Annotated in this window: 21 protein-coding genes; 14 read left to right on the forward strand and 7 right to left on the reverse strand. The window is 65.9% G+C overall.

Translation table 11 applies throughout. The annotated features are described in order from the left end of the window. Positions 1-15 precede the first annotated feature (15 nt). Genes HHL13_RS10460 through HHL13_RS10470 form a run of 3 tightly spaced genes read right to left on the reverse strand, consistent with a single transcriptional unit; the run spans position 16 to position 5,849 of the window. Entirely contained in the window at positions 16-1,434 is a 1,419-nt protein-coding gene (locus HHL13_RS10460) for a TolC family protein (protein ID WP_169555608.1), read from the reverse strand. Then, a complete protein-coding gene (locus tag HHL13_RS10465; RefSeq protein ID WP_169555609.1) occupies positions 1,434-4,637 on the reverse strand; it encodes a multidrug efflux RND transporter permease subunit in 3,204 nt (1,067 codons plus the stop codon). The genes HHL13_RS10460 and HHL13_RS10465 overlap by 1 nt, the downstream gene beginning before the upstream one ends. Before the next feature lie 12 nt (positions 4,638-4,649). After that, positions 4,650-5,849, reverse strand: coding sequence for an efflux RND transporter periplasmic adaptor subunit (locus HHL13_RS10470; protein WP_169555610.1), 1,200 nt, complete (start codon positions 5,847-5,849; stop codon positions 4,650-4,652). Positions 5,850-6,023: 174 nt separating this feature from the next. On the opposite strand from HHL13_RS10470, the gene HHL13_RS10475 reads away from it, so the two are divergent. The 9 genes from HHL13_RS10475 to HHL13_RS10515 all read left to right on the forward strand — a co-directional run bounded on the left by HHL13_RS10475 (position 6,024) and on the right by HHL13_RS10515 (position 14,157). Continuing rightward, a complete protein-coding gene (locus HHL13_RS10475; RefSeq protein ID WP_169555611.1) occupies positions 6,024-6,632 on the forward strand; it encodes a TetR/AcrR family transcriptional regulator in 609 nt (202 codons plus the stop codon). Positions 6,633-6,822: 190 nt separating this feature from the next. Then, a complete protein-coding gene (locus HHL13_RS10480) occupies positions 6,823-7,236 on the forward strand; it encodes a holin family protein (protein WP_169555612.1) in 414 nt (137 codons plus the stop codon). Positions 7,237-7,561: 325 nt separating this feature from the next. Beyond that, positions 7,562-8,197, forward strand: coding sequence for a 2OG-Fe(II) oxygenase (locus HHL13_RS10485; protein ID WP_169555613.1), 636 nt, complete (start codon positions 7,562-7,564; stop codon positions 8,195-8,197). Between the two features lie 44 nt (positions 8,198-8,241). Then, the gene (gene hslV, locus HHL13_RS10490; protein ID WP_169555614.1) at positions 8,242-8,799 is read left to right on the forward strand and encodes an ATP-dependent protease subunit HslV; all 558 of its coding nucleotides are present in this window, start codon (positions 8,242-8,244) and stop codon (positions 8,797-8,799) included. Further along, positions 8,796-9,173: a hypothetical protein gene (locus HHL13_RS10495; protein ID WP_169555615.1), complete on the forward strand. Its 378-nt coding sequence runs from the start codon at positions 8,796-8,798 to the stop codon at positions 9,171-9,173. The genes hslV and HHL13_RS10495 overlap by 4 nt, the downstream gene beginning before the upstream one ends. Before the next feature lie 23 nt (positions 9,174-9,196). Then, positions 9,197-10,489 (forward strand): ATP-dependent protease ATPase subunit HslU, encoded by a 1,293-nt coding sequence (gene hslU, locus HHL13_RS10500; protein WP_169555616.1) that lies wholly within the window; start codon positions 9,197-9,199, stop codon positions 10,487-10,489. A gap of 154 nt (positions 10,490-10,643) precedes the next feature. Then, complete coding sequence (locus HHL13_RS10505) at positions 10,644-11,261, forward strand: outer membrane beta-barrel protein (protein WP_169555617.1); 618 nt, start codon at positions 10,644-10,646, stop codon at positions 11,259-11,261. Between the two features lie 101 nt (positions 11,262-11,362). Continuing rightward, positions 11,363-13,474 carry a S9 family peptidase gene (locus HHL13_RS10510; protein ID WP_169555618.1) on the forward strand — a complete coding sequence of 704 codons (2,112 nt, stop codon included), beginning with the start codon at positions 11,363-11,365 and terminating at the stop codon, positions 13,472-13,474. A gap of 131 nt (positions 13,475-13,605) precedes the next feature. Beyond that, a complete protein-coding gene (locus HHL13_RS10515) occupies positions 13,606-14,157 on the forward strand; it encodes a hypothetical protein (protein ID WP_169555619.1) in 552 nt (183 codons plus the stop codon). A 286-nt stretch (positions 14,158-14,443) separates the two neighbouring features. Here HHL13_RS10515 and dnaA read toward each other — a convergent pair whose 3' ends face one another. From dnaA to mutM, 3 genes are all read right to left on the reverse strand, one after another. Beyond that, on the reverse strand, positions 14,444-15,814 hold the full coding sequence (gene dnaA / locus HHL13_RS10520; RefSeq protein WP_169556896.1) for a chromosomal replication initiator protein DnaA: 1,371 nt from the start codon (positions 15,812-15,814) through the stop codon (positions 14,444-14,446). 441 nt (positions 15,815-16,255) lie between these two features. Further along, a complete protein-coding gene (gene rpsT / locus HHL13_RS10525) occupies positions 16,256-16,519 on the reverse strand; it encodes a 30S ribosomal protein S20 (protein ID WP_169555620.1) in 264 nt (87 codons plus the stop codon). Between the two features lie 142 nt (positions 16,520-16,661). Then, complete coding sequence (mutM, locus tag HHL13_RS10530) at positions 16,662-17,471, reverse strand: bifunctional DNA-formamidopyrimidine glycosylase/DNA-(apurinic or apyrimidinic site) lyase (RefSeq protein WP_169555621.1); 810 nt, start codon at positions 17,469-17,471, stop codon at positions 16,662-16,664. 75 nt (positions 17,472-17,546) lie between these two features. Here mutM and HHL13_RS10535 point away from each other — a divergent pair, with 75 nt between their 5' ends. The 4 genes from HHL13_RS10535 to HHL13_RS10550 all read left to right on the forward strand — a co-directional run bounded on the left by HHL13_RS10535 (position 17,547) and on the right by HHL13_RS10550 (position 22,546). After that, a complete protein-coding gene (locus HHL13_RS10535) occupies positions 17,547-18,038 on the forward strand; it encodes a hypothetical protein (RefSeq protein WP_169555622.1) in 492 nt (163 codons plus the stop codon). Between the two features lie 72 nt (positions 18,039-18,110). Further along, complete coding sequence (locus HHL13_RS10540; protein ID WP_206376894.1) at positions 18,111-18,854, forward strand: class I SAM-dependent methyltransferase; 744 nt, start codon at positions 18,111-18,113, stop codon at positions 18,852-18,854. A gap of 7 nt (positions 18,855-18,861) precedes the next feature. Next, on the forward strand, positions 18,862-20,397 hold the full coding sequence (gene ubiB, locus HHL13_RS10545) for a 2-polyprenylphenol 6-hydroxylase (RefSeq protein ID WP_169555623.1): 1,536 nt from the start codon (positions 18,862-18,864) through the stop codon (positions 20,395-20,397). Between the two features lie 97 nt (positions 20,398-20,494). Further along, positions 20,495-22,546, forward strand: coding sequence for a S9 family peptidase (locus tag HHL13_RS10550; RefSeq protein WP_169555624.1), 2,052 nt, complete (start codon positions 20,495-20,497; stop codon positions 22,544-22,546). A 2-nt stretch (positions 22,547-22,548) separates the two neighbouring features. Here the strand turns inward: HHL13_RS10550 and HHL13_RS10555 are convergent, their stop codons facing one another. Next, positions 22,549-23,442, reverse strand: coding sequence for a LysR family transcriptional regulator (locus HHL13_RS10555; protein WP_169555625.1), 894 nt, complete (start codon positions 23,440-23,442; stop codon positions 22,549-22,551). 114 nt (positions 23,443-23,556) lie between these two features. On the opposite strand from HHL13_RS10555, the gene HHL13_RS10560 reads away from it, so the two are divergent. Then, a complete protein-coding gene (locus HHL13_RS10560) occupies positions 23,557-24,546 on the forward strand; it encodes an aldo/keto reductase (protein ID WP_169555626.1) in 990 nt (329 codons plus the stop codon).

A 24,546-nucleotide genomic window follows, 5' to 3' on the forward strand; every position in this document is an offset into this window, starting at 1 on the left:
GCTCGGGCTGCAGCGTTACGCTACAGGCTGCCATCCTCCGCCCAGTGCCAGAAACAGAGTGATCGTCGCGTCCGAGAATTGGCCCTCGGCCGCCGCCAGCAGGGCTTCGGACCCCGCCAGCGAGCGTTCGGCGTCGAGCACGATCTGGAAATTCTCCGCGCCCGCCTGATAGCGCAGGCGGGCAATCCGCGCCGCTTCGGTGCTGGCGTCGCGCCCGCGCTTCAGCGTCGCCACGCGCTCGCCCGCCGCCACATAGTTGGCCAGCGCCGTCTCGGTTTCGCGCAGCGCGTTCAGCCAGGTGCCGTCGAACGTCGCCAGCGCCCCTTCCGCGCCCGCTTCGGCTTGCTTGATCCGCGACCGCGCCACCGCGATGTTGGGGAAGCTCCACGACAGCAGCGGCCCCAGGCTGAAGCGGAAGCCTTGGTCGGAGAACAGGTCGCCCGGCTTCAGCGCGGTCGAGCCGATCGAGCCGCCGAAGCTGATGTTCGGGTACAGCTCGGCCGTCGCCACGCCGATGCGCGCGGTCGCCGCGCCCAGCCGGCGTTCGGCCGCGCGGATATCGGGACGCCGCGCGAGCAGGCTTGCGCCGTCGCCCACCGGAATCGGCGAGCGCGCGACCGGCGGCGTGGTGCAGGCCGCGACTTCGGCGGGGAACTCGGCCGGCGGCTTGCCGGTCATCACCGCCAGCCGGAACAGCGCGCCCTTCTGGGCGGCTTCCAGCGTCGGCACGTCGGCGCGAGTCTGCTCGAGCTGCGCCGATGCGCGGCTGGTGTCGAGGCCCGTGCCGCGCCCGCCCTCGACCAGACGCCGGGTCAGGTCGAAGGTCTGTTCCTGAACGCGCAGGCTTTCGCGCGCCACGTGCAGCTGCCGTCCGGCGGTGCAGGCGTCGGAATAGGCGCGGATCGTCTCGGCGACCACGGTGACGCGGGCCAGGTCATAGCTGGCCTGCACAGCTTCCAGATCCGCCCTGCCCGCTTCGATGCCGCGAGCGATCCGGCCGAACAGGTCGATCTGATAGCCCACGTCGAAGCCGAGCGAGTAGGTCTCCTGCCGCGGCCCCGCGCCGGTCACGCCGAACTGGGCGAGCGACGCTCCGGATTGCTGGGCATAGCTGGCGCTGCCGTTGACGGTGGTCGTCGGCAGCCGCGCGGCGCGGGTCTCCTGCAGCGACGCGCGCGCCGCCTTCAGGTTCGCCGCCGCGACGCGCAGGTCGGTGTTCGCCGCCAGCGCTTCGCTGACGAGCCGGTCGAGGATCGGCGCGTCGAGCATCTTCCACCATTCGACCGGCGGCTCGTCGGGCACGAAGGCCGGCGAAGCGGCCTGGGTCAGCGCCGCCTGCGCAGGCGCCTTCGACGCCGGCGAGACATAGTTCGGCCCGACCATGCACCCGGAAAGCGCGGCGCCGGCCATCAGAAGGGCAAGGCTGCGTTTCATCATGCGTCTCCAACCGGCGCGGTGAACGGATCGCGTCCGCGCTGCGCCTCTTCAGTTTCATGGCCCGGCGGGCGCCAGCGGCCGATCCTGCGCATCAGCACATAGAAGACCGGCGTGAAGATCAGGCCGAACACCGTGACGCCCAGCATCCCGAAGCTCACCGCAGTGCCCAGCGACTGGCGCATCTCCTGCCCCGGCCCCGTCGCCAGCGCGAGCGGGATCACGCCGAAGATGAACGCGAAGCTGGTCATCAGGATCGGGCGCAGGCGCGAACGGGCGGCGTGGATCGCCGCTTCGAAGCGGTTCATACCCTCTTCCTCGCCCTGCTTCGCGAACTCCACGATCAGGATCGCGTTCTTCGCCGCCAGTGCGATCAGCACCACCAGACCGACCTGTGTCAGGATGTTGTTGTCCATCCCTCTCAGATTCACGCCCAGCAAGGCCGCGAGGATACACATCGGCACGATCAGGATCACCGCCATCGGCAGGCTGAGCGCTTCATATTGCGCCGCCAGCACGAGGAACACGAACACCACCGCCAGCACGAAGATCAGCGCGGACGAGCTGCCGGCTTCCTTCTGCTGATAGGCCAGTCCGGTCCATTCATAGGTGTAGCCCTGCGGCAGGGTCGCCCCGGCCAGCTTCTCCATCGTCGCCAGCGCATCGCCCGAGGACACGCCCGGCGCCGCCGCACCCTGCAATTCCACCGCGGGCAGCAGGTTGTAGCGGACCACACGCTGCGGCCCGGTGTCGCGAGTGAAGGTCGCGACCGAAGACAGCGGGACCATCTCGCCGCTCTTCGAACGCACCTGCAACCGGCCGACATCGCTCAGATCGTCACGCGCCGACGGCTCGGCCTGTGCGGTCACACGGAAGGTGCGGCCCAGCAGGTTGAAGTCATTGACATAGGTCGATCCGATATAGGTCCCGATCGCGTCGAACACCTGCTGCGGCTCCACGCCCAGCAACTGCGCGCGGTCGCGGTCGACATCGGCCTTGATGCGCGGCGTGCCGGTGTTGAACAGCGAGAAGACCTGCGTGACGCTCTTTTCCTGCGCCGCCGCACCCATCATCTGGAAGGTCACGCCTTCCAGCGCCCGGTATCCGGCGTTGGCGCTCTGGTCCTGCAGCATCATCACGAAACCCGAACCGTTGCCCAGGCCCTGCACGGCCGGCGGCGCGATCATGAAGATGTTCGCCCCGTCGATCTGGCCCAGCGCGCCCGTCAGCTTGCCCGCCAGCGCTTCGGCCGAATTCTCGCGGCCGCGCTCGCTCCAGTCGCTCAGCTTCAGGAACATCACCGCCGAGTTCGACGCGGCCGAGAAGCTCGCACCATCGAGGCCGGCGAATGCCGCACCCGTGGTCACGCCCGGCGTCTTGCGCGCAATCTCATAGGCGCGGTTGAGCACTTGCTCCGTGCGGTCGAGCGACGAGCCCGGCGGCAGCTGGATCACGCCGATCAGGAAGCCCTGATCCTGCTCGGGAATGAAGCCCGTCGGCGTGGCGTTCAGCCGCCATCCCGTCAGCGCGAGCAGGCCGGCATAGATGATCATCATGATCATCCCCATGCGGATCACCCGCGCGGTGAACTTGCCATATTTGTCCGAAAGCCAGTCAAAGCCCTGGTTGAACTTCGCCGCGCCCACGCGCACCGGCCGCAGCCAGCGCGGGCCGTGATCGACGCCATGATCCTCATGCGGCTTCAGCAGCAGCGCGGCCATCGCGGGCGAGAGCGTCAGCGACACGATCAGCGAGATCGCCGATGCCGCCGCGATCGTCACCGCGAACTGGCGGTAGAAGATGCCCGGAATGCCCGCGACCATCGCCGTCGGCACGAACACCGACACCAGCACCAGACCGATCGCGATCAGCGCGCCCGACACTTCCTTCATCGTGCGATGCGCGGCTTCGCGTGGGCTTAGGCCGTCGCGGATGTGTTTCTCCACCGCCTCCACGACCACGATCGCGTCGTCGACCACGATGCCCACCGCCAGCACGAGTGCGAACAGCGACAGCGAATTGATCGAGAAGCCCAGCGCCAACTGCACCGCAAAGGTGCCGACCAACGCGATCGGAATGGCGACGATCGGAATCACCGCCGCGCGCCAGGTCTGGAGGAACACCATCACGACGATGACGACCAGCACCACCGCTTCGATCAGCGTCTCCTGCACCGATTCCACCGAAGCCGCGACATATTCGGTCGGGTTGTAGGGGATCGAATAGGTCATCCCCTGCGGGAAGCCCTTCGAGATGGCGTCCATCTCCTTGAGAACCAGATCGGCCGCGCTCAGCGAATTGGCGCCCGGCTGCTGGATCACCGCCAGCGCGATACCGCGCTCGCCGCCGAACGAACCGCGGATCGAATAGTCCTGGCTGCCCAGTTCCACCCGCGCCACGTCGCGCAGCCGCGTGATCGAGGCACCCGCCGGATCACTCTTCAGCGTGATGTTCGAGAAATCGTCGACGGTCTTCAGGCGTCCTTCGACGTCCACCGGCATTTCGAACGACGGATTGCCGCTGCCGGAAGGCGACTGGCCCAGCGCGCCGCCCGCGACCTGCACATTCTGTGCCCGCAGCGCCGCGATGATCTCGGTCGAGGTCAGGTTGCGCGCAGCGGCCTTGTCCGGATCGATCCAGACGCGCATCGAATAATTGCCGCCGCCGAACACCTGCACGCCGCCCACGCCCTTGACGCGCAGCAGGCGGTCGCGGATCGAGGTGTTCGCGTAATTGCCGATATAGTCGATATCCAGGCTCTTGTCGGGCGACGTCAGCGCCACGATCATCAGGAAGCCCGATTCCTGCTTGTTCACCGTCACGCCGACCTGGCGCACCTGCTCGGGCAGGCGCGGCTCGGCGAGGCGAACGCGGTTCTGCACCAGCACCTGTGCCGCATCGAGATCGGTGCCCGGCGCGAAGGTGACGGTGACCGACGCCGCGCCCTGGCTCGCGGACGAGGTCAGGTACAGCATGTTCTCGACGCCGTTGATCTCCTGCTCCAGCGGCGCGGCGACGGTCTCGGCGACGGTCTCGGCCGAGGCGCCCGGATAGGCCGCCTGGATCGCGATCGTCGGCGGCGCGATCTCGGGATATTGCGACAACGGCAGCAGCGGATAGGCAAAGGCGCCGATCAGCGTGATGAAGACCGAGATCACGGCCGCGAAGATCGGCCGCTCGATGAAGAAACTCGAGATGTTCATGGTTTGCGGCCCTTATCGGCCGACCGGCTGTGCGGTCGCGGCAGGCGGAGCATTGCTCGAAGGCGGCGCGGAGGGCGCGGCGGGCGGCTGTTCGATCTTGCCGTTCTGCGGCGTGACCTTCTGGCCCGGACGCGCGCGCTGGATCCCGCCGATGATGACGCGGTCGTTCGCAGTAAGGCCCGAACGCACCACGCGCAGCCCGCCCAGCAGCGGCCCGGTCTGCACCGGACGCGCGGTGACCGTGCCGTCCTTGCCGACGACATAGACCACCTGCCGCGCGGCATCGGCGACCACCGCCGTGTCGGGCACCAGCAGCGCCGGATAGGGCTTCGATCCCTCGAGGCGAAGGTTGCCGAACATGCCGGGCTTCAGGAAGCCGCCCGGATTGGCGACGATCGCGCGGGCGCGGATCGTGCCGGCCTGCGAATCCACGGCATTATCGACGAAGTCGAGCACGCCCGAATGGTTGTAATCGCTCTCGTCGCTCAGCTTGATCCGCACCGGCGTGCCGTTGCGCGTGCCGGAATCCTGGCGCTGATACTTCAGCAGCAGCGCTTCCGAACCCTGGAACACGAAGTGCAGCGGGCTGACCGAAACGATCGTGGTCAGCACGGTCTGATCAGCGGCGACCGAGTTGCCGGGATCGACCTTGCGTTCCGAAATGCGGCCGGTGATCGGCGCGGTCACGCGGGTGAAGCCCAGGTCGAGCTGGCGGGCGCGGACATTGGCCTGCGCCGCCGCCACACCTGCCTCGCCCGAACGGACGGCAGCGGTGCGCGCTTCGACTTCTTCCTTGCTCGCGGCGTTCGACGCGGCGAGCGTGGTCGAGCGCGCCAGCTCGGTACGGGCGTTGGCCAGCGTCGCCTGCGCCTGCGCCAGCTGCGCGATCGCCTGCGACAGCGCGGCCTGCGCCTGACGCGGATCGACGGTGAACAGCAACTGCCCCTTCCGCACGAACTGGCCGTCGCGGAAATAGACGCCCTGCAGATAGCCGGAAGCGCGCGGACGCACTTCTACGGTTTCGATCGCTTCGAAGCGGCCGACATACTCGTCCCAGTCCACCACGTCCTGCGTCAGCGGAGTCGCAACCGTCACCGGCGGCGGCCCCATCTGCTGCTGGCCCGAGTCGGCCCCGCCGCCGCACGCGGACAGGGTAAGCAGCGCGCCCAGCGACGCAGCAGCGATAAGCTTCTGGGAAATCTTGAAATTCATTGTCTCGTCCCTGGTCCGGTGCCGTGCCGGCTATCCTCCCCCCAGGTCGTCAGATCCGGTGTTCCCCGGTCTTGACGCGCCGTGGCTAGGCCTGGCTGACGCGCTTGTCAACGAGCGTGGACTTAATGTCAACAGGTGTTGACTAAAACAAATTCTACGTTATGATCGCCGCCCATGTTGCCGCCCGTCCAATGCGCGCCGCGCACCAGGAATGCGGCTGCTACTCGCGATGCGATCCTTGCATCCGCCTGCCGTCACTTCGCCCGTGAGAGCTATGAGAATGTCGGTGTGCGCGACATTGCGCGCGACGCCGGCGTCGATCCTGCCCTCGTCAGCCGTTATTTCGGAAGCAAGGAGCAACTCTTCAAGGAGGCGCTTGGCTGCGACAGCGACGAAGGCGGCTTCGAAGGCATCGCGCGGGAAGACATGCCCGCCTATCTCGCGTCGCTGATGCTCGACGAGGAAAGCGAATGCGGATCGCTCGAGACCCGGATGGACTGGGTCCTGATCATGCTCCGCTCGGCTTCCTCTCCCGCCACTGCCGAGCTCGTCCGCGAAGCGCTCCAGCAGAACCTGCTCGATCCGCTCGCGGAGATCATCGCCGGAGACGGCGTACCCGATGACGACGCAAAGATCCGCGCCGGCACCATTTTCGCGATCATGATGGGCGGCGACATGCTCAGCACCATCTATGGCAGCGGCGAGCCCAAGCCGCCCGAGATGAAGCAGCTCGTCCGCCAGCGCCTCACCGCGGTCTTCGCCTGCGCCATGTTCGGCGAGTAACGCCGCTCTTCCCACATTTTCCTTCATCGTCCCGGCGAAAACCGGAATCCAGAGTCTCACGGACGGCGCTTCGCGACTCTGGCGCCGCTTTCGCCGGGATGACGTTCCGAACCTCACGCGAATTTTTCGCTGTCCTACAAAAAACCATATAGGTTATCTCTGAGTCTCCACTCAAACCGGAGACGATATCATGGGCATCATCGAAGGCCTGATCGGCCCCATTGCGGGCCTGATCGACAAACTCATTCCCGATCCCAAGGCGCGCGACGAAGCGAAGCTCAAGCTGCTCACGCTGGAGGGCAGTCAGGAAATGGAAGCCATGCGCACCCAGCTTTCGGCGATCGTCGCCGAAGCGCAGTCGAGCGATCCCTGGACCAGCCGCGCGCGGCCCAGCTTCCTCTATGTCATGTACGCGCTGCTGCTCTGGGCGATCCCGATGGGCCTGATCGGCGCGGTCCGGCCGGACATGGCGCAGGCAATCGCGTCGAACATGAACGCCTATCTCGGCGGCCTGCCCGAGCCGCTCTACGCGCTCTTCGGCACCGGCTATCTCGGCTACACCGCTGCGCGCCAATGGGGGAAGATCAAGGGCGTCGAGAAATGAGGGGCGGCGCATAGTCGACCCCGCCCGCCCCAATCCGTCCGTCACCCCAGACTCGTTTGGGGTTTATCCCTTTCGACCAGACAAGCTGTGCTCCGGCAACGGCCGGAGCGCTGGCAACATCCTACTCGACCTCCAACGCTCCGGCCTTTGCCGGAGCACGAAAACGACCACTTGTTCGAAAGGGATGTGCCCCACTCGTTTCAGGGTCCATCCATCCACGAGCGGTGCGGTGCTTGTGGCGCGGTGGATGCTGAAACAAGTTCAGCATGACAGAAGGGCCGAACGCCACTTTGCATCCCCGCCGCCCCACCGCATAACCCGGCCCATGCCGCTGCTCGCCGCCATCCCCTCCCCCATCCAGATCGGCCGCAACGGGACTCGCCTGATCGATCCGCCGGAGGCGCATGCCGCCGCCTTTGCCCGCAACCGCGCAATCGCGCTCGACGATCCGTTCGAACCCGCGCTGCTCGACCTGATCCGCCGCACCGCGCGCGAAGGCGAGTGGACCACCGACACGATCCACGGCATCGGCCATCGCCAGATCGAGGCCACGCCTCGCGCCGGCCCCGCTATGGCCTTCGCGCTGCGCCGCCCGGCGCTCTACAACTGGCTCTCGCAGGCCACCCGCTGCGGCCCGCTGGTCGATGTCGACGGCCCGGTCGGCCAGACCCGCGCGGGCAGCGGCGAAGCGATCGGCTGGCACAACGATCTCGGTGTCCCCCAGCGCCGCCTCGCGATCATCGTCAACCTGTCCGACGATCCGTACGAAGGCGGAGAATTCGAGCTGAAGGACGTCGCCAGCGGCAACATCCTGATCCGACACCGGCATGGCGGCCCCGGCTCCACCCTGATCTTCGACGTCGCCCGCGCGCTCAGCCACCGCGTCTTGCCGGTCACCGCAGGCGGCCCGCGCCGCGTCTTTGCCGGCTGGTTCCTCGGCCCCGATGCGGTCCGCCGCTGACAGGTCCGTTGCAGGATCGAAACGCCACTCCCATATGCCGGGCCATGAGCGGAAACAGCAACGCGTGGCACGGCACGACCATTCTCTCCGTGCGCAAATCCGGCAAGGTGGTGATCGCGGGGGACGGCCAGGTTTCGGCTGGCAACACCGTGATGAAGCCCAATGCCCGTAAGGTCCGCCCGCTTGGCGACGGATCGGTGATCGCCGGGTTCGCCGGCGCGACGGCCGACGCTTTCACCTTGTTCGAGCGGCTCGAAGCCAAGCTGGAGCGCTCCGGCGGCCAGCTCCTGCGCGCCGCGGTGGAACTCGCCAAGGACTGGCGCACCGACAAATATCTCCGCAACCTCGAAGCGATGCTGATCGTCGCCGACAAGGATGTGACCCTGGTGGTCACCGGTAATGGCGACGTGCTCGAGCCTGAAGGCGGTGTCGCCGCGATCGGTTCGGGCGGCAATTTCGCCCTCGCCGCTGCCCGCGCGCTGGTCGATTACGAGCAGGATGCCGAGAAGATCGCCCGTTCCGCGATGAAGATCGCCGGCGAGCTGTGCGTCTATACCAACGATCGCCTCACGGTCGAAACGCTCGACAGCGCCGCCGCATGAAATACGGCTTCGACTATGATCCGGGCCTGAATCGCATCACCGTCACGATGCGCGATTTCTGGACCGTCGAGACAGTGCGCGAATTCGCCGCCGCATCGGGCGCCTTCGCGCAGCAGACCCGGGCGGTCCGCGCCGATTACGACGTGCTGATCGACACCACCGATTTCCCGGTTCAGGCAAACGACGTCGCCGATCTGCTGCCCAGCATCGCCGATGCCGGGCTGACCCTCACCAGCGGGCGCGCGGCTTCGGTCGTCGCCAGCCACCTCAACAAGCTTCAGGCCGAGCGCACCCAGACGCATCCCCGGTTCGGCGTGTTCATGACCCGCGCCGAGGCCGAGGCATGGCTCGCCACGCCGCCCGCCGCCGCCTGACATCTATTTCAGAGACAATCCCAATGAACGACAATCTCACCCCCAAGACCATCGTCGCTGCACTCGACGCGCACATCATCGGCCAGAAGGACGCCAAAAAGGCCGTTGCGGTCGCGCTGCGCAACCGCTGGCGCCGCCAGCAGCTCTCGGCCGATCTGCGCGACGAAGTCACGCCCAAGAACATCCTGATGATCGGGCCCACCGGCTGCGGCAAGACCGAGATCAGCCGCCGTCTGGCCAAGCTCGCCGACGCCCCCTTCGTGAAGGTCGAAGCGACCAAGTTCACCGAAGTCGGCTATGTCGGCCGCGACGTCGAACAGATCGCCCGTGACCTCGTCGAGGAAGCGATCCGGCTCGAAAAGGAGCGCCGCCGCTCGGCGGTGAAGGACAAGGCCGAGGAAGCCGCGATGGGTCGCCTGCTCGACGCGCTGACCGGCAAGGACAGCAGCACCGCGACCCGCGAAGCGTTCAAGCAGCGCTTCAACGAAGGCACGCTCGACAATACCGAGATCGAGATCGAGATCGAACAGGCCCCGCAGATGCCGTTCGATATCCCCGGCGGTGGGGCGCAGATGATCAACCTGGGCGAGATGATGAAGGGCCTGACCGGCACCCCGCTCAAGCGCCGCAAGCTCAATGTCCGCTCGGCTTGGGAAAAGCTGGTCGAGGAGGAGGCCGACAAGCGGCTCGACCAGGACGAAGTCAGCCGCGTTGCCCTGGCCGACGCCGAAGCCAACGGCATCGTCTTCCTCGACGAGATCGACAAGATCGCGGTCAGCGACGTGCGCGGCGGATCGGTCAGCCGCGAGGGCGTCCAGCGCGACCTGCTCCCGCTGATCGAAGGCACCACGGTCGCCACGAAATACGGGCCGATGAAGACCGATCACATCCTCTTCATCGCGTCGGGCGCGTTCCATGTCGCCAAGCCTTCGGACCTGTTGCCCGAACTTCAGGGCCGCCTGCCCATCCGCGTCGAATTGAAGGCGCTGACCGAGGAGGATTTCGTCGCGATCCTGTCCGACACCAAGGCCAGCCTGACCCAGCAATATGTCGCGCTGATCGGCACCGAGGGCGTCGGCATCGAATTCACCGACGACGGCATCCGCGCAGTCGCGAAGATCGCCGCCGAAGTGAATGCCGAGGTCGAGAATATCGGCGCGCGCCGTCTCCAGACGGTGATGGAAAAGCTGCTCGAGGAAGTCAGCTTCGATGCCGAGGATCGTGCGGGCTCGAAATTGGTGATCGACGCCGCCTATGTCGACGGCCAGCTCGCCAGCATCGCCCGCAACACCGATCTCAGCCGCTACGTGCTTTGATCCGGATCAGTAACAATGATGTAATAATTCAGGTGTGTCTATTTGATCACATAGCGATCAAATCACACCTGCACTAAAACTGCACAGTAATTCCCCTCGCCATTGCACAAACGCGCGGCTAATCGGCCCGCGTTTACAACCGGGAGGGACTATCATGAACAAGTTTATCGTTGCTTCGGCCGCCGCGATTCTCGCCGCCACCCCTGCTTTCGCGCAGGATCAGGGTCCGGAAGAGAATACCTTCAACGGCGTCTCGGCTGTTGCGTTCGTCGGCGTCGACGTTCTCACCATCCAGGAGAACAATGCCGCCGACACCACGCGCGGCCTGATGTATGGCGGCGCGATCGGTTACGACCATCAGGTCGGCAAGGTCGTGATCGGTATCCAGGGCGAGATCACCAGCTCGCAGGCATCGTACAAGATCGATGGCCTGCTGACCCCGACCGACCACTTCCGTTCGGAAGCCGGCCGCGACATCTATGCCGGCGTCCGCGTCGGTCTGCCCGCCGGCCGCACCCTGCTCTATGTCGGCGCCGGTTATGTGAACTCGCAGCTGACCTCGTTCTACACCAACGGCGCGAGCTCGCTCGAAGAGACCGAGGAAAAGGGCGGCTTCCGCGTCAGCATGGGCGTCGAACTGCAGCGCAAGAACGTCTTCGGCCGCATCGAGATGCGCTACCAGGATCTCGGCGACTATACCGTGTTCGCCCAGCCCACCGGCTTCGCGCGCACCCACACCCAGATCGTCGCCGGTCTCGGCGTCCGCTTCTGATGATGTGATCGGGCCGGAGGTCGCGAGACTTCCGGCCCTCTCGCCCCGGCGTTCGTGCCGTGCCAGACTGGCGCCATACGAATCGTCAGCCGGGGTATTCCATGAAAAGACTGATTTCCGCCGCGCTCTTCACAGCGCTGGCCGCGCCGACCATCGCAGTCGCCCAGACCGCACCGCCCGTCGCCGCGAAGAAGCCGCACGAGATCAAGGCGCCCCACGGCGCGACCCGCCAGGATGAATATTACTGGCTCCGCGACGACGAGCGGAAGAACCCCGAAATGCTGGCATATCTCAATGCCGAGAACGCCTATGCCGACAGCGTGCTGGCCCCCAGCAAGGGCATGGCCGACACTGTCTATGGCGAGATCGTCAGCCACATCAAACAGGACGACAGCAGCGTCCCCGTCCGCCGCCGCGGCTATTATTACTATACCCGCTTCGACACCGGCGCCGATTACGCGATCACCGCACGCCGCAAGGGCGACATGTCCGCGCCCGAGGAAATCATCTTCAACCAGCCCGAAATGGCCAAGGGCAAGGGCTTTTTCCAGATCGGCGGCTGGGACATCACGCGCGACGGCCGCTACGTCGCCTATGCCGAGGACACGGTCGGCCGCCGCCAATATGTCGTGCGGATCAAGGACCTGCAGACCGGCGCGATGCTGACCGACACGATCACCAACGTCTCGGGCACGCCGATCTGGTCCGACGACGGCAAGTCGATCTTCTATGTCGACAAGGATCCGGTCACGCTGCTCAGCAAGCGGATCAAGGTCCATGTCATCGGCACCCCCGCCACCGCGGACAAGGTGATCTACGAGGAGAAGGACGACAGCTTCTATATCGGCATCGGCCGCACCAGCGACGACAGGTTCATCTGCATCTACATGGAATCGACGGTCAGCTCGGAGCAGAAATGCGCCCCTGCCGCGAACCCCGCTACCTTCGCTTCGGTCGCCCCGCGCCAGCGCGATTTCGAATATAGCGCCGACCATGTCGGCAATCGCTGGATCATCCGCACCAACTGGAACGCCAAGAACTACAAGCTGATGACCGTCGAGGACGGCCATGCCGGCCACGGCCGTGGCATGTGGAAGGATCTGGTCCCGGTCAGCGACTCGGTGTTCATCGAGGATTTCACGCCGTTCAACGGCTTCCTCGCGATCGAGGAGCGTTCGGGCGGCAACAAGCGCCTGCGCATCCTTACCGACGCCGGCAAGTCGACCTTCGTCGAAGCCGATGAGCCCGCCTATACGATGGCGCTGGGCGGCAATACCGAAGTCGATACGCCCTGGGTGCGCTACACCTATGGCTCGCTGGTCACCCCCACGACGACGTACGAAACCAACGTCCAGACCGGCGAGCGCCGCACGCTCAAGGTCCAGCCGGTACCCGGCTATGATCCTTCCAGATATGTCACCGAACGCGTCTGGGCGACCGCGCGCGACGGCACGAAGATCCCGGTCAGCCTCGTCTATGCCAAGGGCTTCAAGAAGGACGGCACCGCCGCCCTCTATCAGGAAGCCTATGGCAGCTACGGCTCCTCGTCCGATCCCTATTTCTCGGCGTCCAATCCCTCGTTGCTCGATCGGGGCATGGTCGTCGCCATCGCCCATATCCGCGGCGGACAGGAGATGGGCCGAGGCTGGTATGACGACGGCCATCTGCTCAACAAGAAGAACAGCTTCACCGACTTCATCGACGTCACCCGCTGGCTGGTCGCGAACGGCTACGCGAAGAAGGGCCGCGTGGGCGCGATGGGCGGCAGCGCGGGCGGCCTGCTGATGGGCGCGGTCGCGAACATGGCGCCCGAGGATTACGGCGTGATCATCGCCCAGGTGCCGTTCGTCGACGTGGTCACCACCATGCTCGACGCCTCGATCCCGCTCACCACCAATGAATATGACGAATGGGGCAACCCGGCCGACAAGAAGTTCTACGATTACATGCTCAGCTATTCGCCCTACGATAACGTCGCTGCGCAGAACTATCCGGCGCTGTTCGTCGGCACCGGCCTGTGGGACAGTCAGGTGCAATATTACGAACCGGCCAAATGGGTCGCCCGCCTGCGCGCGAAGAAGACCGACAGCAATCCGCTGGTCTTCCGCACCAATATGGAGGCCGGTCATGGCGGCAAGTCGGGCCGGTTCGAGCGCTACCGTCAGGAAGCCGAATGGACCGCCTTCATGTTTCAGACGCTCGGCGTGAAGTAATCGCGCGTCCGGGCGCCTCGCCAGGGGCGCCCGGCCCCTCGAAAAATCGCCGCATACTCCAAATGGGGGATAACAGCGGCGCGCCGCCATGCAATTGAAGGCATGACATTCCGCACGGGGGACGCTTACCGATGATCGCCGCCATTCTCGCCAGGGCCGCCGTTCCGAGCATGGCCGCGCTTGCGTTGCTCGCTGCCGGCGTCACCCTCGCCCCCGCCGCCTCGGCCCAGCTCACACCGCCCGGGACCAAGAAATGCCGCCCGCTCGTCGTCGATGTGGCGAAGGGCACGGTCAATGGCCTCGGCCCCGCCGCGCCGCTCGCGAAAGTGAAGAAGAAGCTGCCCTGCTTCACCGGCGGTACGGCGGAGGGCGATCTCTACAATTATGGCGGCGGCAGCTTCTACCGCGACCATAATCTCTATTTTTACACCTATCTCCGCTTCACCGAGATCCGCGCGCCGTTCAACGGCACCCTCTCGATCCCGGTGTTCGAACGCAGCCGCGAAGCGCTGCTGGCCGAACTGAAGCCGTCAGGCATTCAGGGCCGCCCGAACTGGGGAACCCCCGCCGACGAATTCGTCACGATGGACTGGGGCTGTCTCCAGCTAACCTTCGCCGGCGACCGCGCAAAGCAGATCCGCTTTTACACCCGCCCCTGCGGAGATCTCTACAACCCGCGCTGAGTGTACAAATCCTCCCCCGGAGGGGGAGGGGGATCGCCGAAGGCGGTGGAGGGGGCTAGCCCCGAGCAATATCGCGGAAGGAACTCCCCTCCGTCATGCTGCGCATGCCACCTCCCCCTCCGGGGAAGGACCTAATAACACCGAAGCACAGAAAATCGCGCTTTGCAGGCCGTCAGCAGCCGAATTCCGGCCCGTCCGCCCGATCGGGGTGGAGGCGTGACCAATAGCGTTGCCCCGCTCTCGTCTCCTCCACCCCGCCCCCAGCCCTTGCGGGCGGGAAGCGAACTCAGGCGTTTTCCAGCTGCCGCATCAGCGTGCGCACGGCGCTGTCGATCTCCACGTCCTTGCCGCGCAGATCCTCGATACGGCGCACGGCATGAATCACCGTCGAATGGTCGCGATTGCCGAACTTGCGCCCGATCTCCGGGAGCGAGCGAGTCGTCAGCCGCTTGGCCAGATACATCGCAATCTGGCGCGGGCGCGCGATCGCAACGGCGCGGCGTTCCGAAATCAGGTCGATCTGCTTGACTTCGAAATGCGAGGAGACCGCGCGCTGGATCTCGTCGATCGTGATGCGGCGCTGCGTCGCGCGCAGCACCTCGCCCAGCGTCTGCGTGGCGAAGTCGATCGTGATCGATTCGCCGTTCAGCTGGGCATAGGCGACCAGCCGGTTCAGCGCGCCTTCCAGCTCGCGGACATTGCTCGTGATCCGCGCCGAGAGCAGCTCGACCACGTCCTCGGGCATGTCGACCTGCGGCATCTCGCTCAGCTTGCGCTCGACGATCGCGCGGCGCAGCTCGAGCTCGGGCTGCTTGATGTCGGCGACCAGCCCCGATCCCAGCCGGCTGACCAGACGGCCTTCAAAGCCTTCCAGCGCCTGCGGCGCGCGGTCCGCCGCGATCACCAGCCGCTTGCCGCCGCCCATGAACTCGTTGACCGTGTGGAAGAATTCTTCCTGCGTCGCATCCTTGCCGCCGATGAACTGAAGATCGTCGATCATCAGCAGGTCGACCGAGCGCAGCCGCGCCTTGAAGCTGTGCGTATCCTTCGCGCGAAGGGCCTGCACGAACTCGAACATGAACCGCTCCGCCGGCATGTAAATCGCCGTCGCCTGCGGATTCGCGTCGAGAAAGGCATGACCGATCGCGTGCATCAGGTGGGTCTTGCCCTGCCCGGTGCCCGAGTGAAGATAAAGCGGGCTGAACAACGGGTTGCCCGACCCGGCCAGCGCCAGCGCCGCGTTGAACGCGACGCGATTCGAATTGTCGGTGACGAACCGGTCGAAGGTGAAGCGCGCGTCGAATGCCGGGCGCTCGGCCGGCGGCGTCAGCGGGATCGCGGGGGCTTCGGCGGTCAGAACGCGCTTGGCCGATTCGTCGATCGTTTCCAGCGTGACGCTGCGCACCTGCGGCAGCACTGCCTTGAATTCCAGCAGCAGCCGCTCGGAATAGTGATTCTTGACCCACTGGGTCATGAACGACGACGGCAGGCCCAGGCGAATCGCGTCCGACGTGCTCTCGGCGATGAGCACGACCGGCTTCAGCCACTGGTCGAACAGCCGCTGGCCCGCCGAGCGGCGCAGATTGCCCCGCACATGCGTCCAGGCCTTTTCGACCGCGATCACGTCATTCGTTTCCAAGGCACGCACTTCCGGCATCTGGTGTTTCACCCCTCCTGACCACGGAATCTTGGCCCCATTCCGTGTCGCAACCGCGCGAGCACGACTTTCCCGTTACCGGAATTGCTTCCGGCGCCAGCAAGCGTCGAACTCGTTTGACCCGCGATGCGATCGCGCATCGGGAGGGTCGTTTTAGGGAGGCTTTTCTGAGTCGCGCAAGGGCCGCGCATGTAAAGAATCTGAAATAGATTGGTTGACTCGTCACAACCCACGGAAATGCGTGGGGCGATTTAACAACTACATGAATCTATTCGATTTTTATTGGTTAATTGCATCTTTCCGTACGTTCGAAGGATGCGAATCGTTGGGTTTCCGCCACTTAGCGAAAGGTCCTCGATTCGTTCCGCCAGGCACCTTCACGAACGCAAAAATCCCCGCCGAACGGGGTCCGGCGGGGTCTTCATTACGGAAAAGTGACGTTTATGCGAGCGCTTGAAGACGCTTGCTGAGACGCGAGAACTTGCGCGAAGCCGTGTTCTTGTGGAGCACGCCCTTGGCGACGCCGCGCGCCAGTTCCGGCTGCACGAATGCCATCGCGGCGGTCGCAGCGGCCTTGTCGCCGGCTTCGAGAGCCGATTCGGCCTTCTTCACATAGGTGCGGATACGGCTGACGCGCGCGCCATTGATCTCCGCGCGGCGCTCGTTGCGCCGGATACGCTTCTTTGCCTGAGGCGTATTCGCCATGCCGTCTGATTCCTGCTCAAAATAGAAGGGCGCGGAAACATGTCCACGCCGGGAAAGGCAGGCCCCTTAACTGCTGAGGTGATTCGGGTCAACCGCCCATCACACCTTCTCCCCTTGCGGGAGAAGGAAGGGGAGAGGGATTTCACTTCTGGCACCTTGGGCACCAGAAGGTCGATCGCCCGCCATCCACGCGCCGCTCGACCGTCCCGCCGCACGAACAGGGCTCGCCCTCGCGGCCATAGACCTGCCAGTCCTTCGCGAAATAGCCCAGCTCGCCATCGGGCCGGGCATAGTCCCGCAGCGTCGATCCCCCGGCCAGAATCGCTGCCTCCAGCACTTCGCGAATCGCCTCGACCAGCTTGCCCAGCCGCGCCTTGCTTACCTGCCCCGCCGGTTTCGTCGGCGCGATGCCCGCCATGAACAGCGCCTCGCACACATAGATATTGCCCAGCCCCGCCACGATCCGCTGGTCGAGCAGCAGCAGCTTGATCGCCGCGATCCGCCCGTCGAATGCTTTCGCCAGATGCGCCGCGGTGAAATCCGGCCCCAGCGGCTCGGGTCCCAGCGCGGCAAAAGCGGGCCACTCGCCCAACGCGTCGGTCCGCACCAGATCGACCGATCCGAACCGCCGCGGATCGTTCAGCGCCAGCCGGTGCTTCGCCGTCTCCAGCAGCAGATGATCGTGCGTCAGAATCTCCGCCGGATCGATTCGCCACCGGCCGGACATGCCCAGATGGAACACCATCGTGTCTCCCCGGTCGGTATCGATCAGCCCGTATTTCGCCCGCCGCCCCAGTGCGGTCACTCGCGCGCCGGTCAGCCGCTGCCCAAGATCCTCGGGAAACGCGCGGCGCAAATCGGCGCGGCGCAGGGTGACGCGCTCGATCATATGGCCTTCAAGGACCGGTGCGAGGCCCCGGACCGTGGTTTCGACTTCGGGCAGTTCTGGCATGCTGCCAGCCCTAGCGGATTTTCGCGCATGTCGAGCGACAAATGCATGATAAGCCACCGCCGAGGGGAGACTGAAATGCGCATGATCCTGACCGGGCTGGGCCTGATGACGCTCGCTGCCTGTGGCGCGGTGCCTGCCAACCAGACCGCCGGCGCGGTCGATCCGTCAACCGCTTTCATCCTCGCCCAGCTCAAGCCGGTGGCATGGAGCGGCGAGATAGACGGCAAGCCGGCCAGCAGGAACTGGCAGCCCGCAAACGTGTCGCTCGCTGCGGGAAACTGGCGCTGGAGCGAGACGAGCGAAGAGAATGGCGCGAAGCTTCCGGCCGATATCAGCATGGCGCCACGCGATCTCGTCACCCCGGCGACGGTCGAGCGCACCGTCGATTTTTGGCAGATCCGCTTCGAATGCCGCGCGCCGGGCTGCATCACGGTCAAGGGCAAGGACGGCGAGAAGCGCGCCGATTCCGCTACGTGGAACTTCACCGATCAGGAGATCGCCACCCGCGTCGCCCGTGGCGCGAACGGCCTGCTGATCGAACAGGGCGCAAGGCCGCGCGAGAAGTAAGGCGGCGAGCCAGTTGCTGGCCGGGACGACGGAGGGTTTGCTACCCTAGGAAGCCCCCGCTAGAGCGGCCGCATGTCCGACCCAATGCCCAACACCGTCTCCTTCGGTTACGAAGACATCGCCCGCGAGGAAAAGACCGCCCGTGTGGGCAAGGTCTTCTCGAACGTCGCTTCCAAATATGATCTGATGAACGACGCCATGTCCGGCGGCCTGCATCGCGTGTGGAAGGACCGCTTCGTCCGCCGGGTGAAGCCGCAGGCGGGCGAGCATATCCTCGACATGGCCGGCGGCACGGGCGACATCGCCTTCCGCATGGAGCCGTCGGGCGCGATCATCACCGTCGCCGACATCAATCCCGAGATGCTCGCGGTCGGCGTCGAACGCGCAGCGAAGCGCGGGCTGGACGAGATGGTCTGGAGCGAAGCTAATGCGGAGAAGCTGACCTTCCCCGACAAGTTCTTCGATGCCTACACCATCGCCTTCGGCATCCGGAACGTGACCGACATCCCCGCGGCGCTCCGCGAGGCGCACCGGGTGCTCAAGCGCGGCGGCCGCTTCTACTGCCTCGAATTCTCGACCACCCAATGGCCCGGCTTCGCGCAGGTCTATGACGCCTATTCGCACCATCTGGTGCCAAAGCTGGGCCAGATCCTCGCCAACGACGCGGATTCGTACCGCTATCTGATCGAATCGATCCGCCGCTTCCCCGAAATGCCGGTCTTCGAAAAGATGATCCAGGATGCGGGCTTCGTCCGCACGAAGGTCGAACCGCTGCTCGGCGGCCTCGTCGCGATCCACAGCGGCTGGAAGATCTGAGCTTCACGTGACCGCTCCCGCCGTCCATCTCTGGCGTCTCCTCAAATGGGGCCGCATCGTCGCTCGCCACGGTGCGCTGCGCGGGATCGAGCGCGATCCCAATACGCCGCGCCCGGTCCGCCGCCTCGCCCGCATCGCCCGCTTCGGTGCGCGCGTGCCCGAAGTCGCGCGCTATGCCGACGCCTTCCAGGAGATCGGCCCCGCCGCGATCAAGCTCGGCCAGACGCTGGCCACCCGCCCCGATCTGGTCGGCGAGGAAGCTGCGCACGACCTGCTCCGCCTGCAGGACGCGCTGCCCCCCGTTCCCTTCCCGGTGATCCGCGAGCGCATTCGCGCCAGCCTCGGCCGCCCGATCGAGGAATTCTTCACCGAGATCGAAGAAGTGCCGATCGGCGCCGCATCGATCGCGCAGGTCCACCGGGCCACCACCACCGACGGGCGCAAGGTCGCGGTGAAGGTGCTGCGTCCCGGCATCGAGACCGAGTTCGCCAAGGCGATCGACACCTATGAATGGGCCGCGGCCCAGATCGAGGGCATGGGCGGCGAAGCCGCGCGCCTGCGCCCCCGCCTCGTCATCGAGACCTTCAAGCGCTGGACCGCACGCGAGCTCGACCTGCGTCGCGAAGCCGCCTCGGCGTCCGAGCTGGCCGAGAACATGACCGCCGAGCCGGGCTATTATATCCCGGTGATCGACTGGCAGCGCACCTCGGGCAAGGTGATGACGCTCGAATGGCTCGACGGCATCAAGCTGTCGAACCGCGCCGCGCTGATCGCCGCCGGGCACGACATGCACGAACTGGCCGAACGCCTGATCCGCGCATTCCTGCGCCAGGCGATCTCGGACGGCTTCTTCCATGCCGACATGCATCAGGGGAACCTGTTCGCCCTTCCCGACGGCCGCATCGCCGCGATCGATTTCGGCATCATGGGCCGTATCGACCGCCGCGCCCGCGTCTGGCTCGCCGAGATCCTCTACGGCCTGATCACGGGCAATTATAAGCGCGTCGCGGAAATCCATTTCGAGGCGGGATACGTCCCCCCGCACCACAATGTCGCCGAGTTCGCCACCGCCCTGCGCGCTGTCGGCGAGCCGATGCGCGGGCTTCCGGTGAAGGAAATGTCGGTCGGCTCGATGCTCGACGGGCTGTTCAACATCACCCGCGACTTCGACATGCAGACCCAGCCGCACCTCCTTCTCCTCCAGAAGACGATGGTGATGGTCGAGGGCGTTTCGCGCGGGCTCGATCCCGATATCAACCTGTGGGAATCCTCCGCGCCCTTCATCCGCGAATGGATCCGCACCGAACTCGGCCCCGAAGCCAAGATCGCGGACCGGCTGGTCGAGGATGTTCGCACCCTCGCCCGCCTGCCCCAGCTGATCCGCAACATCGAGCTGCGCTATCCCGCGCCCGGCGGCGCCCCGCCCGCCCCGCCGCTCAGGGAGATCGAGCGCATCCGCGTGATCGGCGGCTGGCGCTACGTCGCCGTCGCGATGCTCAGCGCCGCGGTCACCGCCGCCGCGACGGTGTGGATGCTGGGCTGAGCCTTCTTCCCTCTCCCATCGGGAGAGGAATGAAGGCCCCCTTGCCACCCCGCCCGAATTCCCCGCACACTGCCGGCAACAACCGGGAGGACCTGAAATGCTGCGCCAAATCCTAGCCGCGACCCTGCTCGCCGCAGCCGCCCCCGTCCTCGCCCAGCCGGCTCCTGGCCCCAACCGCATCTTCACCGGCCAGGACCTGTTCGACCTCGAAGTCGCCACCGATCCCCAGATCAGCCCGGACGGCAGCCGGATCGCCTATGTCCGCCGCTCGAACGACATCATGACCGATCGCGCCCGCGCGACGATCTGGCTGATCGACGTCCGCACCGGCGCGCAGTCCCCCCTCGTCGCCGGCCCCGGCAGCCATATGAGCCCGCGCTGGTCGCCCGACGGCAAGCGCCTCGCCTATGTCTCTTCGGCCGAAGGCAACGCGACCCAGCTCTATGTCCGCTGGATGGAGGGCGGCGCGACCGCGCGCATCACCAACCTGCCCGACGCCCCCGGCAGCATCGCCTGGTCCCCAGACGGCGCGCGCATCGCCTATATCCTCCCCGTCGCGGGCGAGGGCCTCAAGCTCGGTACGCCCCTCGCCAAACCCGAAGGCGCGCAATGGGCCGCGCCATTGGAAGTGATCGACAAGGTCAATTACCGCGCCGACGGCGGTGGCTATGCCCGTCCCGGCTTCGACCATATCTTCGTCGTGTCCGCGGACGGCGGCGCACCGCGCCAGTTGAGCTTCGGCGACCATCACGATGCCGGCCCCCTCGCATGGACGCCCGACGGCAAGTCGATCCTCTTCAGCACCGTGCGCGGCGAGGATTGGGAGCGCAGCTTCAATTCCGAAGTCTTCGCGCTCGATATCGCCACCGGCGACGTGAAGCCCCTCACCAGCCGCGACGGCCCGGACGGCGCGCCGATTCTCTCGCCCGACGGCAGCAAGATCGCGTATCTCGGCTTCGACGACACCCGCCGCAGCTACGAGAATACCGAACTCTACGTCATGAACCGCGACGGCAGCGCCCCGCGCTCGCTCACCGCGTCGCTCGACGTCAGCATCGACAGCGCGGCCTGGGCGCCCGACGGCAAGTCGCTGATCGTCTCCTATGAGCACACCGGCATCATGCGCCTCGGCCGCATCGGGCTCGACGGCAAGGCGCTGCCGATGGTCCAGAACCTCGCGCCCGCCCAGCTCGACCGTCCCTATGCCGGCGGCAATTTCAGCATCGCCGACAATGGCGCGATCGCCTTCACCGGCGGCAGCGCGCTCCGCCCCGCGGACATCCATATCCGCGCGCCCGAGGGCAATTCGCGTCGCCTCACCCGCCTCAACGAGGAGACGCTGGGTGCAAAGACGCTGGGACAGGTACAGGAAATCAACACCACCGCGCCCGACGGGACGAAGGTCCAGTCCTGGCTCGTCACCCCGCCCGGCTATACCCCCGGCAAGCGCGTTCCCCTGATCCTCGAAATCCACGGCGGCCCGCACACCGCCTATGGCCCGTGGTTCTCGACCGACAACCAGCTCTACGCCGCCGCCGGCTATGCCGTGCTCTCGGTCAATCCGCGCGGCTCGACCTCGTACGGCGAAGCCTTCGCCAATTTGATCGACAAGAATTATCCCGGCCCCGACTATGACGACCTGATCGCCTCGGTCGACAAGGTGATCGAGATGGGCATCGTCGATCCCGACAATCTCTTCGTCACCGGCGGCTCGGGCGGCGGCGTCCTCACCACCTGGATCGTCGGCAAGACCAACCGCTTCAAGGCCGCCGCCGCGCAAAAGCCGGTGATCAACTGGATCAGCGAAGCGCTGACGATGGACATGACCGTCTTCACCTCGCGCTACTGGTTCACCAAGCTGCCCTGGGAGGATCCGATGGGCTATTGGAAGCGCAGCCCGCTCAGCGTCGTCGGCACCATCACCACCCCCACGCTGGTGGTCGTGGGCAGCGAGGATTACCGCACCCCGGTCAGCGAAAGCGAACAGCTCTACGCCGCCCTCCAGATCCGCCGCGTCCCCACCGCGCTGGTGAAGATCCCCGGCGCCAGCCACGGCGGCATCGCGGCACGGCCCTCGCAAAGCGCGGCGAAGGCGGCGGCGATCCTGGCGTGGTTCGAGAAGTACCGGAACGCGCCGGCCGCGCCCTGATCCTACCCCCGGTAGCGCAGCGCCTCGACGATCAGCGCGAACGCCGGCGAGAGCTGGCGCCGGCTGGGATAATAGAGGTGATAGCCCGAAAAGGGCCGGCAATAGGGTTCGAGCACGCGCACCAGCCGCCCGGCCTTCAGGTCTTCCGCGACGATATTGTCGGGCAGGTGCGTCATGCCGAACCCCGCGCGCGCCGCCGACAGGATCATCGGTACCTCGTTGAAGGTCAGCTGCCCTTCCACGCGCACGCGGATCTCGTGCCCGTCCTGCTCATATTCCCAGGCATAGAGCCCGCCGAGCGTCTTCAGCCTCAGGTTGATGCAGTCATGCCCGGCCAGATCCTGAGGCGTTTGCGGCACGCCGCGCCGCGCGAAATAGTCCGGCGACCCCACCGTGGCCATCGACAGGTCGGGGCTGATCCGTACCGCGATCATGTCCTTCGCCAGCTTCTCGCTCAGCCGCACGCCCGCATCGAAGCGCTCGGCGACGATATCGGTCAGCGAGGAATCGGCGCTGATCTCCACGTGAAGATCGGGATGATCGCGCAACAGCGGCGCCAGCGCCGGCCACAGCACCAGATTGGCCGCGTCGGGACTGGCGGTGATCCGCACCCGCCCCGCCGGTTTCTTGCGAAGCTCGGCCAGCGCCGCAAGTTCCGCGTCGATATCGTCGAACGCCGGCCGCAAGGTGCGCAGCAACCGCTCTCCCGCTTCGGTCGGCATTACATTGCGCGTGGTGCGCATCAGCAGGCGGACGTCCAGCCGCGTCTCCAGCCGCCGGATCGTGTGGCTCAGCGCCGATTGCGACGTGCCCAGCCGCGCCGCCGCGCGCGTGAAGCTGCGCTCCTCCGCAACGGCGAGGAACGCGCCGAGATCGGTCAGATCCTCGCGCCGCATATATGAATTCCTGATATGACTTCATGCACTGATTAACCGCTAATACGGCGCAGGCCCAGCGCCTATCTTCCGGACAGCGAGGTTCCCCCGCCTCGAATATCCCGGAGATCCATCATGAAGACACGCACGCTCGGGCGCAGCGGGCTCGAGGTTTCGGCCATCGGCTTCGGCTGCATGGGCCTGAATTTCGGCTATGCCAGCTCGGTGACGAAGGCCGAAGGCATCGCCCTGATCCGCCAGGCGGCGGATCGCGGCGTCACATTCTTCGACACCGCCGAAGTCTATGGCCCCTTCACCAATGAAGAGATGGTCGGCGAGGCACTGGCGCCGGTGCGCGATTCCGTGGTGATCGCGACCAAGTTCGGCTTCAACTTCGTCGAGGGCAGGCAATCCGGCCTCGACAGCCGCCCGGAAAACATCCGCGCGGTGGCCGATGCCTCGCTGAAGCGGCTGGGCGTCGAGGCGATCGATCTCTTCTACCAGCACCGCGTCGATCCCGAGGTGCCGATCGAGGATGTCGCCGGCACGGTCCGCGACCTGATCGCCGAGGGCAAGGTGAAGCATTTCGGCATGTCCGAACCCGGCGTCGACACGCTTCGCCGCGCGCACGCGGTCCAGCCGGTCGCCGCGCTTCAGAACGAATATTCGCTCTGGACCCGTGGCCCGGAAACCAACGGTATCCTTCAGGCCTGCGAGGAACTCGGCATCGGCTTCGTGCCCTACAGCCCGCTCGGCAAGGGGTTCCTCACCGGCGCGATGTCGGCCGAAACGAAGCTTGGTGAAGGCGATTTCCGCGCCATTCTGCCGCGCTTCACGCCCGAAGCGATGGCGAAGAACCAGGCTTTGGTCGATCTGCTCAAGCGCATCGCCGCCGAGAAACAGGCCACGCCTGCCCAGATCGCACTGGCATGGCTGCTCGCCCGAAAGCCCTGGATCGTGCCGATTCCGGGCACCACCAAATTGCACCGGCTCGAGGAAAATCTCGGCGCGGCAGCGGTCGAACTGACTGCCGCCGACCTGACCGAGATCGAAACCGCCGCCGCCGCCATCCAGGTCGAGGGCGAACGCTATCCGGCACACCTCCTCGCCACCGTCGGCCGCTGA

This window comes from Sphingomonas sp. G-3-2-10 (assembly GCF_012927115.1).
Taxonomy (GTDB): Bacteria; Pseudomonadota; Alphaproteobacteria; order Sphingomonadales; family Sphingomonadaceae; genus Sphingomonas.